The sequence below is a fragment of the Pseudooceanicola nanhaiensis genome, from assembly GCF_020171315.1.
Taxonomy (GTDB): Bacteria; Pseudomonadota; Alphaproteobacteria; order Rhodobacterales; family Rhodobacteraceae; genus Pseudooceanicola; species Pseudooceanicola nanhaiensis_A.
The window spans coordinates 110,045-122,147 of record NZ_JAIUZP010000010.1 but is presented as its reverse complement, the minus strand read 5'-3'; the positions used below and the strand labels follow the sequence as shown (position 1 = coordinate 122,147).

The following is a 12,103-nucleotide window of genomic DNA, read 5'->3' as shown; positions in this document are numbered from 1 at the left end:
CTCGGGGCCCTTTCCGATTTAGCGACAGATAGTGATTTTGATGCGGCTTCCCCTTAGTCTCCTGACCGTCCTGACCGGGATCGCGCTTCTGCCTGCGGCAGCTTGGGCGGACAACAACGCGGCCTTCCTCGACCAGGGGTCGGCGCTTGTCTCCGGGACCGGCAACATGGCCCTCGTCGATCAGTCCGCCGGATCGGACAACGTGGCAGGAACGGCATCCATGGCCCTGCGCCAGCTCGGCCCGTCGAACCAGCTCACCCTCATTCAGTCCGGCGACGACAACAGTGTCGGCGCCGCGCTCACCGGCCTGATCCAGAGCGCGGAAGAGGCCAGCACATCGAACACCGCGCGGCTGCTCCAGCACAGCAGCGGCAACACCATCGGCGCCCTGCGGCAGGCCAGCACCGCCGCCCCCGGCGCGGCCGGAAACCAGCTGCTCATCGAACAGGGCATCGCAGGTCAGGGCGGCACCGATGGCAACAGCATCGCCCGCATCGTTCAGCAGCGCGGCGGGGCTCAGGGCAACGCGGCCAGCATCCTTCAGCAGGGCGCCAACAACGCCATCGCCCTTGTGGCGCAGATCTCCGACGGCGCGGGCTCTGCCGCCAACCGAATCGAGATCGTGCAGTTGGGCGATGACAACGGCACCTCCCCGCTCACTGGCGTGGCCGATGTCGTCGGCGCCACGGGCGGCGTCTATGCCCAAGGGGCCAACGCCAGCGGGGGCGCGGGTAATTCGCTCCTGCTGTCGATCACCGGCGACCGCAACGCGACCGGCACCCGCCAGAACGGCCTCGGCAATAGCATGGGCACGGTGTTGAGCCCGATCCTCCTGACCGGATCGGACAACGCCTTTGGCGCCACGCAGAGCGGCCTCGGCAACCAGCTGGCTGTCACGATCTTCGGCGATGGCAACGAGGTCGGCACCCAGCAGAGCGGCATCTCGAACGGGATCGCACTGGACATCGGCCCGGCCAGCGATGCCAACAGCATCCTCTTCGGACAGGCCGGCACGGACAACATGATCACCGCCTCGGTCATGGGGGCATTCAATGCCGCGACGCTGATGCAGACCGGCGCGTCGAACACCGGGCTCGTCACGATCACCGGCGATCAGAACACCGTCGACGGCGTCCAGACCGGCAGCGGCAACAGCGCCACGGTCACCCAGCTGGGGAATGGCAACAACGCCGTCTTCGCCCAGATCGGCACCAACAACACGGCGACGATCCTGCAATAGGCAGGGCCGCCCCCCGGCGCGGAAGGAGGACACATGAGACATCGCAACGCCACTGGCCGTGCCCTGACGCTTCTGGCTGCCCTCGCCCTCGGGACCGCCGCGCAGGCGCAGAGCCTCGAAAACTTCGCCTCGGCCGAACAGAGCGGCGCCGACAACACCGCGGAAGTGACCCAGAGCGGTCAGCGCAACACCGCAGGCGCGGTCGGCCTGCCGATGGATCAGGACGGGTATTTCAACCAGCTGGTGATCGAGCAGACCGGGCAGGACAACAGCATCGCCGCCAGCGGGGCCGGACTGGTGCAGGACAACCTCTTCGGCACCGCGGACCACGCCAACAGCGCGACGTTGAGCCAGACCGGAGATCAGAACGTGATCGGCGAGATCGTGCAGCAGGTTCTGGGCGTGGCCAGCGGGGCGGGCAACCGGCTGACCATCGACGAGCGGGATGGCGACGGCAACATCGTGTCGCAGGTTGAACAAGTGAAAGAGGCGGGCACGCCGGGCCAGAACGCAGAGGTCACGATGTCCGGTTTCGGCAACCGCATCGACCTCCTGCGGCAGGTCAGCGGCTCTGATCTGAGTAGTGAGGAGAACGATGTCTTCGTCTTCATCGACGGAGAGAACAACGGCACCACGGCCCTGAGCGGCTATGCCGGCTACACTGCGGCCCTTGCCTCGGAAATCGTGCAGCGCCGCGGGTCGGAGGACACAGGCAGCAACGGCAATCAGGTCAGCCTCCAGATCTACGGCGCGTCCAATGCCTTCGGCGTGTTGCAGCGCGGGCGGATCAACCGCACCGGGGCGATCGTGCTCACCGGCGACGGCAACGCCATCGGGGTCGAGCAGGACGGCACGGAAAACGACATCATCCTCGCCACCATCGAGGGTGACAACAACGAGGTCGGGCTCAGCCAGCTGGGCACCAACGTGGCCGAGCTGAGCCTCGAGGGGATCAGCGACGACAACCAGGTGCTGATCGACCAAATGGGCACCAACGACGGCTATGTCCTGATCAATGGCCACCGCAACGAGGTGGTGATGCGCCAGGGCTTCGACCTCTCCGCCGGTGGCGACAACGATGCCTCGATCCGGGTCGAGGGCGACGACAACCTCGCGGATCTGACCCAACAGGGCGACAACCGGTTCACCGCCGACATCACCGGCAGCAGCAACAACACGACCACCGGGTTCTCGATGCCGCAGGGCGCGGGCTACACGCCCGGCACCTATGTCCAGATAGGCCTCGACAATACGGCGGACGTGACGGTCCTCGGGGATGCGAACCTCTCGGCCTTCTTCCAGCAGGGGATCGACAACATGATCTCGCTGGAGGTCATAGGCTCCGAGAACGAGGCGCTTCTGCTGCAGTTCGGCAATGGCAATGCCGCCGGGGTCACCCAGACCGGCCGCGCCAACGTCGCGGTGGTCATGCAGTAGCACGGCACCCGTCCGGGACCGGCGCGAGGGACGGAAAAAGGGCGCCCGTGGCGCCCCGTTTCGCATTCAGCCCTGATGGGATGCGCAGTTGGGCCCCTCAGCCCCCGCCTGCCTCAGCCCTTGTCCGCCGTGTCGGAACAGCCGTTCGCGAAGGTGACGATCGGCCAAGTTTCCTTGCGCAGCGCGGTCTTGGCCAGCCAGCCCTGCCGCTCGCCAAAGGCCGCACGGCACCACAGCCCGTCCGACGCCGTGACGCATTGGTTGACCCGGACGCAGGAATTGGCCGGAACCGTGCCGATCATCGTGGCATCGCGGCGCGGCTGCGACCGGACCGCCAGATTGCCCAGCGTCTCGATCTGGGCCAGCATCTCGCCCTCTTCCTCGGCGAAGCTCGGCGCGACGAGGTCTTCCTTCGTGGCGCAGTTGGCGGAGGTGCCGTAGTAGTAGCAGCGGTGTTCCTGCACGGCGAGGGCGATCTCCTGCGCAAAGCCGTCGCCCGAGGCCCGTTCGATGATCACGCCCGATTGCTCCGGCGTGGTCAGGCCGGTCACGCGGCGCTGGTTGCCGCCGAGTTCCGCCAACTGGCTGCCGCCGTCGTCGAAGAGCCGCAGGACACCGCCCTCGATGCTCCAGCTCTTGGTGCGGGCGATGGCCTCGGCGCAGTTTTCCGTGGCGGCAGACATCTGGCCGTCGTTCGAGACCACCGCGCCGCCCAGTGTCAGGCCGCAGTTGCCCCCGGCGGCAAAGCTGGGATCGAAGACGAACCAGTTGCCCGAGAACGCCTGAACGAGTTGATCGCGCGACTGCGCGACAGAGGGCCCCGCCAACGACAGGGACGCGGAAACAGCGAGGGCAAGGGCGGGCAGTGAACGCATATTCGGCTCTTCTTGGTAAGTCTGGAATCAGGATTGCGGGCTGATGTGGGTCACGCTGCGCGAGATGACCCCGGTTTCATCCTCGACGATCAGCTCGACCACCAGGTCGGACGCGGGGCCGAAATTGATCTGGGTCGAGGAGACCGAAATCCGCTGGTTCTCGCTCAGCTGGACGGACCGCCCCTGACGCGTGTTCATCGTGCCCCCGCTGCCGTGGTGGGCGATGGTCAGGGTGGCTTTCACCTCGCCGCTGCCGCCATCCACAAAACCCTCGATCCGCAATGCGCCGTCGAGCCGGGTCAGTTCGATACTGGAGGTGGGAGAGGACCCAGCCATGAGGCCTCCTGCGCTCAGAAGCAGGGCCGAGAAGGCAGCGGCCGCGCCCTTCATTCCGGGGATACGCATGTCAGAACGAGGTCTGCGTGATGGACACGCTGCCGCCGTTCGACACCACGCTGACACCGCCGTTCTGGTTGGACAGCCCGTTGCCGATCTGGGTGTAGGTCGCCGTGGTACCGGTGCCCTCGACCGAGAGGGCGTTGGTGTTGCCGTTGCCGATCTGGCGCAGCTCGCCCGAGGCCCCTGCCCCGTCCACGGAAAGCGTGCCCGTGTTCGCGGTGCCGATCTGGGCAATCGCGCCGGAGGCCGGGTTGAAGGCGTCCGGCGACTGCACCGACAGCGTCGCGCTGTTCAGGTCCCCGAGTTGCAGGATCGAGCCGAAGCCCGACACGCCCGCGATCACCGCCTCCGCCTGATTGCCGATGGAGAGCCCGGTCAGGGCGTTGTTCTGGTTCAGCACCAGCGTGCCGCCATTGCCGCGGATCTCGACCTCGGCCGTGTTCCCGTTGCCGGCCTGCGTCGCAGGCGTGATGTTCAGCGGATCGCCGGCGATCAGCGAGCCGGTCGCCTCGGATTGGTCGATGAAGAGGGCATTGCCGTCCGCCCCGGTGGAGAGCTGAAGGAAATTCAGCACGTTGCCATCCCCGGCAGACAGCGGCAGCGCGAAAAACCCGAGCGCCGCAATTGCATATCCAATCGTCTTCACAGCAGACCCCAATACTCAACGCAAAATCAGCGATAAAAATCACTGGTTTAGAATACCATCAATGGGTCGATTGGGAAACCACTATCGTATTGTTTTGGCCCGTCTGGGAGAAAGAGACATGGTTGCCCGTGCCGCCCTGCGTGATCGCGGCGGCATTGCCTGTGCCGGTGATTTGGCCCGCGACACTGTTCGCGTATCCGACCTGACGCACGGCAAAGAGATTGCCGTGACCGGTGACGGAAATGGCGATGTCATTCCCCGCGCCGCTCTGGAACAGGCTGCCCGGGGTCAGCCCGGTTTCGATCAGCGCCCCGCTCGGCCAGGCCGCGCCGCCGCCGTTGTTGTCGCCCACGATATCAACCTGGATCGAATTCGGTGCCGTGACGGTGCCAGCCGTATAGGTCTGTTCGATCACGAGGGTATTCTCGAGCCCCGAGATAGTGAGGCCGACGAAATTGTTTTCTGCCTCCGGCCCGGCGAATGCGCCGCCAGCCGTCGTCGCCAGGGTGAACGCGATCACCGAGGCTGCCCCGAAACGGGTTGCCATTGCCTGCATCGTTTTGCCCTTTGTTCTGCTCTTTTTTGCGAACAACCTTGCCAGAAACAGGCCAGAAGATCAGGGCGTGAATATGTCCCGCGCGCGACATTCCCTTAGACTTGTTGAGATCGAGTCACAGGCTGGGTTCCAAGCGAGATGCCCGCAGCGCGGTCCGTTCCCGCACCGCGCCACGCAAAACCCCGTGGGTGACGATGCAACCACGGGGCTCTATCTCGTACGGGCGCGGCCGACGCGATTGGGCCGATCAGCCAATCACTTCATCCGCCGATGCGGGCGGCGGCAGGGTAACCTCACGGGGGGCCTTCTGGGTCGGCGCGGCGGGGGCGAGGATGCGTTCGCGCACCGGGCCCGCCGTCGGCCGGGCAGCCGGGCGCGTCGCCACAACGCGGGTCGGGTTCTGGGTGTCCGGCGGCTGCGCGGACCGCATGTAGGTGGGCATCGTCGTCCCGCGGTACTTCTCTTCGCGGTAAGTCCGCAGCATCTGGTCGCCCGCCGTCTTGTTGGCAAATTGCCAGATGCCGAGGTCCGCGCCCTCAAGGACGAGGCTCATCACCGCCTTCTCTATCGCCATCTGGACGGCCAACTGCTTGGATTCATTGACCGCGAAGCCGGTTTCGATCTCCAGCAACTCATCCAGCGCGATATAGGTGAAGGCACCGCCCTGGATCGAGGTGGAGGCAATCGGCTTGTCCACCATGACGGAGGCGAGCACTTCGCCGCTGTCGCTCGACACCGCCCGCAGGCTGACCGTGACAATGTCCAGTTTCCACTGCTGGTTGCCGCCAACCCCAAGGTAGCGCGCACCGAAGCCGCCGGTCTGGATGTTGCTGTCATAGCCCACGATCGCGCCCTGGATGATGATGCCCGCATGGCGCAGCGGGGGCACAGCGGTGGGATCGGGCTGCGTCTCGCCACGGTAGAGGCGGCGCATCTCGGTCACGATCTGGCGTTCGCGCAGAAGGTCATCCAGCGCGGTCCGGTCGAGGACAGAGAACCAGCGCCGTTCGCCAGCATCCTGCAGGGCCTTGATCAGCATGGGGCCCCCGCCCTGGCTGACCGCACGCGACAGCGACTGGACGGACTCCCGCTCGCGGAACTGGCCGGTCATGTCGGGCAGGTCGTAGACCGCCACGGCGACACGCTGCGACGGGCCCGGAAGGGTGCGCAGCTGGAGGTTCTGTTTCGTCACCTCGCTGGTCAGCGCAGGCTGCGGTTCGCCAAGGGCGTTGCTGGCCAGTTCGGCGCAGCCCCCCAGCGTGGTCAGGGCGGCGAGGGCGGCGAGGCTTCGGATCATGGACATCGGCATCATCAGTTGCTCGACACGAGTTGGGGCACCACGATCTCGGTCACGGTCCCATCGAAGTTATCGACGATGAGCAGCGAGATCGTATCGAGTGTGCGTTCAAATGTGACTGTGGTGGTCCCGAAGGTGACGGTGCCGTTTTCCTGCGGATCGGTCCCGAAGATCGCATCGGTCACCTGCGCGGCGAGGGCCGACAACAGCCGCCCCTGAAGCTGACGCACAAAGAGATCCGCATCGCTGGAATCCGTCGTATCGGTCGATCCGCTGCTGGAGGATGTGGCGGCATCGCGGGCCGTTGCCGTGCGCTGTGCCCCGGCAATCGACAAGAGGTGCGACGAGTTCAGGGCATTTCCGCCGAAACTCGGATTCACCGGCTGATACACCAAATCCTGCGCATGTACGGGCGCTGAAATGGCGATAGCTGCGCCGAAAGACATGACTGTAATGAGTTTCTTCACGAAAACCTGCCTACCGTCGAATGTTTTTGAGAATATTCTTTAAGCCCATTTAAAGCACCACTCCGCCCCATTCTGTCAAAATATGAGCAGAGCTATACGGCCATTTCAGAAAAAACGAAATTGAACTGTTGCCAAACCGCACCAACGCGAGATTCAACCATAAATAGAAGTGGCATCCCCCATAAGGAGAACGCCATTTGAATTTCAATACGTTACAGACAGCTCCGGGAAAACCCGTTCCTCGGGAATCAGCCGACGTGATACAGGCTCGGGAAGAGGCGCGGATCGACGCTTTCGGTCGCGAATGTGGGCCCTTCGGTCAGGATCGACACGGCATCGTGGCTGTGAAGACTTTCCTGATGGCTTGCCACGACGCGGAAATCGCCAATCCGTTCGTCCCGTTGCAACTGTTCGCAGAACAGCCGCGCCGCATCCTCGACAAAGATCGGGTTGGCGGCATTCAGCTCTGCAAAGGCCTGTTCGTCCTCGCGTTTCACCATGACCTGCGTTTCCGTGGGAACCGCGATACGGGCCATGTCGATCAGGTCCTCGAACCAGAGGCAGCGTGCGCCGCTGGCCTCGACCGAGATCCGCGCAACGGAACGCTGCGAATGAGGCGTCGCCAATTGGCCGCGGGATTGGCGGGCATGTTCCGACAGTTCCAGCGAACAGGGGCAGGTCGAGGAATAGACATAGTCGAGGTGGACGAATTTCTTCCGCACCCCGTCCTTTTCCACCAGTTCGAGGGCAATGTCGTAATACTGATAGCCCGATAGCCCGGACCGCAGGGATTCCCGCCGCACAGGGTACGAAAACCGCATCATGATCCGTGCGTCGAGGCTGTCGAGATCGGTCTTGTAGTCGTCCAGCGCGTGTTCGATCACCTCGAAGGAGAAGGTCTTCTCGGCATGGGTATAGAAGGACCGCATGATGCGGGACATGTTGATGCCCTTCTTGTCGGCCTCGAGGCTGACCGTCCCGGTGACCGAGCTTTCCAGCATGATCTCGCCCGCGTCGCGGGTGCGGTAGCGGATCGGCAGGCGGAAGTTCGAGATACCCACGTGCTGGATCTGCGTCCGCGCGCCCCGGATCAGGCTGGCCGGGCCGTTCTGCAGATCGGGCAGCGTGTCGCGGTAGGCGGCATCGGCTTTGAACCCCTCGGGGTAGTCGCGCGACAGCAGCGGATAGTCCGCCTGACCGGGCAGCAGGCGCGCCACGGCGGGGTCGAGCGCGTGTATCTCCGCGTCCGATGCTTTCGCCGCCCATTTCCGCAGGCTTTCCAGTGCCGACTTCGCGCCTTCGCGATCCAGCGTCTGGTCCATGTCCTTGGGGTGAATGTTCATCGCGTCCTCTCCCGGTGCCGGGGTGCTCCTTGCAGCCCATAACATAGGGTGCCGGGGCAACTTTTGCCATTGTTCATCCGGGATACGCCGTTCCCCGCGCGGCGGATCACCCGTCGAATGCGTCGTTATCGGGGTGCGGCCACGTTCCGCAGGGCCCTAGCGCAGGTCACCCCGGGGTCACAAGTCTTTCACGCGCCTCGGGTTCCCGACTTTTCGATGCGCGGCAGAGCGGTCATACTCGCCCCGATCCCAGCCGTGAGGCCCCATGCCCGACATGACCGACCTGATCGCCCGCGACGCCGCCGTCTTCCTGCACCAGTCCTCCTCCTCCCCCGTCGCATGGCCGATCGCGCAGGCCGAAGGGATCTGGCTCACCGCGCCGGACGGGCGGCGCTGGATGGATTTCCACGGCAACACGGCGCATCACCTCGGCTTTGGCCATCCGCGGGTGAAGGCCGCGATCGCGGCGCAGCTGGACGCCCTGCCCTTCTCGCCCCGGCGCTACACCAACGATCCCGCCGTGACGCTGGCCGAAAGGCTGGCCGCACTGGCCCCCACGGCGCAGACCCGGGTGCTGTTTGCCCCCTCCGGCTCCGACGCGGTGGAGATCGCCCTGCGGCTGGCCCGCGCCGTCACCGGGCGGCCGGGCACGCTGGGGTTCGAGGGCGCCTACCACGGCACCACCTTCGCCGCCGCCTCCGCCGGGGGCGATCCGACCTTCCGGGGGCTGGGCCCGATGCGCGAAGGCGCGCGCCACGTCGCGCAATTTGCCCCGCTGGAGGCGGTGGCGGCGGTGCTGGAGCGGCGCGAGACCGGGGCCTTCCTTGCCGAGCCGATGCGCGCCACGCCCCGGATCGCGCCCGAGGGCTACTGGCAGGCGGTGCGCGTGCTCTGCGACCGCACCGGCACGCTGCTGATCTTCGATGAAATCCCCACCGGCCTCGGCAAGACGGGGCGGCTCTTCGCCAGCGCGCATGAGGGCGTGGTGGCGGATATCACCCTGCTGGGCAAGGCGCTTGGTGGGGGCATCCTGCCGCTGGCCGCCGTTCTGGCGGATGCGCGTCTGAACGTGGCGGCGGCGCATGACCTCGGCCATTTCACCCATGAGAAGAACCCGGTGCTGGCCGCAGCCGGCCTCGCCACGCTCGACGTTCTGGAGGAAGACGCCCTGCCCGCCCGCGCCGCCCGTCTGGGGGCGCAGGCCGTGGCGCAGCTGACCGCCGACCTCGCCGGGGTGCCGGGCGTGGTGGATATTCGTGGGCGCGGGATGCTCTTTGGCGTGGAACTGGACGATCCGGCCCGGGCGCAGGCGATCTGCGCCGCCTGCATGGCGCGCGGGCTGGCCTTCAAGACCTCCGGGGGCATCCTGACGCTCTCCCCGCCGCTCATCATAGAAGAGGGCGACCTGATGGCCGCCCTCGCAATTGTCTTCGATGAGGTCCGCAGGCAGGCTGCGGGCTGAGGCTGACGCCCCACCTAGGCCCCGCTTAGGCCTTATCGAGCGCCTGAAGCATGTCTGCCACGAGGTCCTCGGTCGCCTCGATCCCCAGCGAGATCCGGACGAGACCGGGGGTGATGCCCAGTTCGACCTTCTGCTCTTCCGGCAGACGCTGGTGCGTCGTGGTGGCCGGATGGGTCAGCAGCGTCTTCGCATCGCCGAGGTTGTTCGAGATGATCCCGATCTCCAGCGCATTGAGGAAGCGGAAGGCCGCCTCCTGCCCGCCGGCGAGGTCGATGGAGACCACGGTGCCGCCCTTGCCCGTCGTCGCCTGCACGAGGGCGTGCTGCGCGTGGGAGGGGTGGCCCGGGTAGATCACGCGCGCCAGCTTCGGGTGCCCCACGAGGGCGGAGGCGAGCGCCTCGGCCGAGGCAACCTGCGCGCGCACGCGCAGTTCCATCGTCTCGAGACCCTTGAGCATGATCCACGAGGTGAAGGGGCTCATCGCGGCGCCGGTGTGCTTGAGGTAGGGCTCTGCCACCTTGCGGACGAACTCCTTGGTGCCAAGGATCACGCCGCCCAGCGTCCGGCCCTGCCCGTCAATGTGCTTGGTCGCGGAATAGACGACGACATCGGCGCCCAGTTCCAGCGTGCGGGAATAGACCGGGGTGGCAAAGACGTTGTCCACCACCACCAGCGCGCCGACCGCATGGGCGAGTTTGGAAACGGCCTCTACGTCGATCACTTCCAGCGTCGGGTTCGAAACGGATTCGAAGAAGACCAGCTTGGTGTCGGGCCGCAGCGCCGCTTCCCATGCGGACAGGTCGAGCCCGTCTACCAGCGTCACTTCCACGCCGAAGCGCGGCAGGATCTCGTCGAGGATGTAGAGGCAGGAGCCGAAGAGCGCCCGCGCCGCCACCACGTGATCGCCTGCCTTGAGCGGCGCCACGAGGGCCGCGTTGACCGCTGCCATGCCCGAGGCGGTGGCAAAGGCATCCTCGGCGCCTTCCAGCGCGGCGATGCGTTCCTCGAACATGCGGGTGGTCGGGTTGCCGTAACGGGCATAGATGAACTCGTCCTCGCCCAGTTCGACGAAGCGGGCTTCGGCCTGCTCTGCGGTGTCGTAGACGAAGCCCTGGGTCAGGTAGATCGCCTCGCTCACCTCGCCATACTGCGAGCGGCGGCTGCCCGAATGGACAGCCTTGGTCTGTTTTTTCCACGCATCGGTCATTGCACTTCTCCCGGGATCGGACGGCCCGCGCCGCCCCGGCCCCAAATAAAAAACCCCCAGACGCGGTCAAGCGAAAGGGGGTCCCTTTTCCCTGACCTTTTAGCGGAATGTTTAACGTGGCCCGCAATCCGGTATCAAATCGCCACGCCCCTCCCCTAGTCCCGCAGGCCCCCTGCGTCAAGACGCAGCCATGCAGCACAGGTGTTTCCGCCCTCGCCGGCTCGCGCCTCGCGGGGGCTGCGGTGCCCGCGCGGGGCCCTGCACCCTGCCGCGCCCCCTTGCCCCTGCCCGGCAATGCCTCATCATGCCCCCAGACGTCCGGCCGCTGGCCGCCACAGGATCCGACATGGGGAGAGACCACATGACCGCACCGATCGACCTCTACTACTGGCCCACGCCGAACGGCTGGAAGATCACCATCGCGCTGGAGGAGATGGGCCTGCCCTACAGGCTCCACCTCGTGAACATCGGCAAGGGCGACCAGTTCGACCCCGAATTCCTGAAGATCGCGCCGAACAACCGGATGCCCGCCATCGTCGACCCCGAGGGCCCCGACGGCGAACCGGTCGCGATCTTCGAAAGCGGCGCGATCCTGCAGTACCTCGCCCGCAAGACGGGCCAGTTCGGCGGCCCGACCGAGCGTGACCGCATCACCGTGGACCAGTGGCTGATGTGGCAGATGGGCGGGCTGGGGCCGATGGCCGGGCAGGCGCATCACTTCCTCAAGTACGCGCCCCTGATGGACCCGCCGCAGGAACTGCCCTACGCGCAGGACCGCTACCGTAACGAGGTCGGCCGCCTGCTGCGGGTGCTGGACACGCAACTGGGTCAGGCCGACTACGTGGCGGGGAATTTCTTCTCCATCGCGGACATGGCGATCTGGCCCTGGGCGAGCCTCTGGGAAGGCCAGCAGCAGGACATCTCGGACAAGCCGAACCTGCAACGCTGGCTGGACCTCGTCGCCGCCCGCGAGGGGGTCCAGAAGGGCCGCGCGGTGGCCGAGGACCAGCGCGGCGGCATCCGGACCAAGGAAGAGCAGAAAATCCTCTTCGGCCAGAAGGGGTAACGCCCAAGATTTTTCGAAAAATCTTGGCACATTTCTACGCAGAAATTTGGGGGCCGCATCGCTGCGGCCCCCTCTTTCGTTTCCGACGGTCACGCGCCCCGCGGCCAT

12 protein-coding genes and 1 riboswitch are annotated in these 12,103 nt (G+C 65.8%); of the genes, 4 read left to right on the top strand and 8 right to left on the bottom strand.

Going from position 1 to position 12,103, the window contains the following annotated elements; all coding sequences use genetic code 11:
- Positions 1–40 precede the first annotated feature (40 nt).
- A complete protein-coding gene (locus tag LCM32_RS17125; protein ID WP_224822313.1) occupies positions 41–1,240 on the top strand; it encodes a hypothetical protein in 1,200 nt (399 codons plus the stop codon).
- Between the two features lie 33 nt (positions 1,241–1,273).
- On the top strand, positions 1,274–2,677 hold the full coding sequence (locus LCM32_RS17120) for a hypothetical protein (protein WP_224822312.1): 1,404 nt from the start codon (positions 1,274–1,276) through the stop codon (positions 2,675–2,677).
- A 113-nt stretch (positions 2,678–2,790) separates the two neighbouring features.
- Here the strand turns inward: LCM32_RS17120 and LCM32_RS17115 are convergent, their stop codons facing one another.
- The 7 genes from LCM32_RS17115 to folE2 all read right to left on the bottom strand — a co-directional run bounded on the left by LCM32_RS17115 (position 2,791) and on the right by folE2 (position 8,260).
- Positions 2,791–3,552 carry an SH3 domain-containing protein gene (locus tag LCM32_RS17115; RefSeq protein WP_224822311.1) on the bottom strand — a complete coding sequence of 254 codons (762 nt, stop codon included), beginning with the start codon at positions 3,550–3,552 and terminating at the stop codon, positions 2,791–2,793.
- A 27-nt stretch (positions 3,553–3,579) separates the two neighbouring features.
- Positions 3,580–3,888 carry a curli-like amyloid fiber formation chaperone CsgH gene (csgH, locus tag LCM32_RS17110; protein WP_224822310.1) on the bottom strand — a complete coding sequence of 103 codons (309 nt, stop codon included), beginning with the start codon at positions 3,886–3,888 and terminating at the stop codon, positions 3,580–3,582.
- 70 nt (positions 3,889–3,958) lie between these two features.
- The gene (locus LCM32_RS17105) at positions 3,959–4,597 is read right to left on the bottom strand and encodes a hypothetical protein (protein ID WP_224822309.1); all 639 of its coding nucleotides are present in this window, start codon (positions 4,595–4,597) and stop codon (positions 3,959–3,961) included.
- 58 nt (positions 4,598–4,655) lie between these two features.
- Positions 4,656–5,144, bottom strand: coding sequence for a hypothetical protein (locus LCM32_RS17100; RefSeq protein WP_224822308.1), 489 nt, complete (start codon positions 5,142–5,144; stop codon positions 4,656–4,658).
- A 256-nt stretch (positions 5,145–5,400) separates the two neighbouring features.
- Complete coding sequence (locus LCM32_RS17095) at positions 5,401–6,456, bottom strand: CsgG/HfaB family protein (protein ID WP_224822307.1); 1,056 nt, start codon at positions 6,454–6,456, stop codon at positions 5,401–5,403.
- 8 nt (positions 6,457–6,464) lie between these two features.
- The gene (locus tag LCM32_RS17090) at positions 6,465–6,917 is read right to left on the bottom strand and encodes a curli assembly protein CsgF (protein WP_224822306.1); all 453 of its coding nucleotides are present in this window, start codon (positions 6,915–6,917) and stop codon (positions 6,465–6,467) included.
- 248 nt (positions 6,918–7,165) lie between these two features.
- Positions 7,166–8,260 carry a GTP cyclohydrolase FolE2 gene (gene folE2, locus LCM32_RS17085; protein ID WP_224822305.1) on the bottom strand — a complete coding sequence of 365 codons (1,095 nt, stop codon included), beginning with the start codon at positions 8,258–8,260 and terminating at the stop codon, positions 7,166–7,168.
- A gap of 265 nt (positions 8,261–8,525) precedes the next feature.
- Here folE2 and LCM32_RS17080 point away from each other — a divergent pair, with 265 nt between their 5' ends.
- Entirely contained in the window at positions 8,526–9,722 is a 1,197-nt protein-coding gene (locus LCM32_RS17080) for an aminotransferase class III-fold pyridoxal phosphate-dependent enzyme (RefSeq protein WP_224822304.1), read from the top strand.
- Positions 9,723–9,747: 25 nt separating this feature from the next.
- Here LCM32_RS17080 and metZ read toward each other — a convergent pair whose 3' ends face one another.
- Positions 9,748–10,929: an O-succinylhomoserine sulfhydrylase gene (gene metZ / locus LCM32_RS17075; protein WP_224822303.1), complete on the bottom strand. Its 1,182-nt coding sequence runs from the start codon at positions 10,927–10,929 to the stop codon at positions 9,748–9,750.
- Positions 10,930–11,008: 79 nt separating this feature from the next.
- A riboswitch (SAM riboswitch) is annotated at positions 11,009–11,085 on the bottom strand.
- A 205-nt stretch (positions 11,086–11,290) separates the two neighbouring features.
- On the opposite strand from metZ, the gene LCM32_RS17070 reads away from it, so the two are divergent.
- Complete coding sequence (locus LCM32_RS17070; RefSeq protein ID WP_224822302.1) at positions 11,291–11,995, top strand: glutathione S-transferase N-terminal domain-containing protein; 705 nt, start codon at positions 11,291–11,293, stop codon at positions 11,993–11,995.
- Positions 11,996–12,103: the final 108 nt, after the last annotated feature.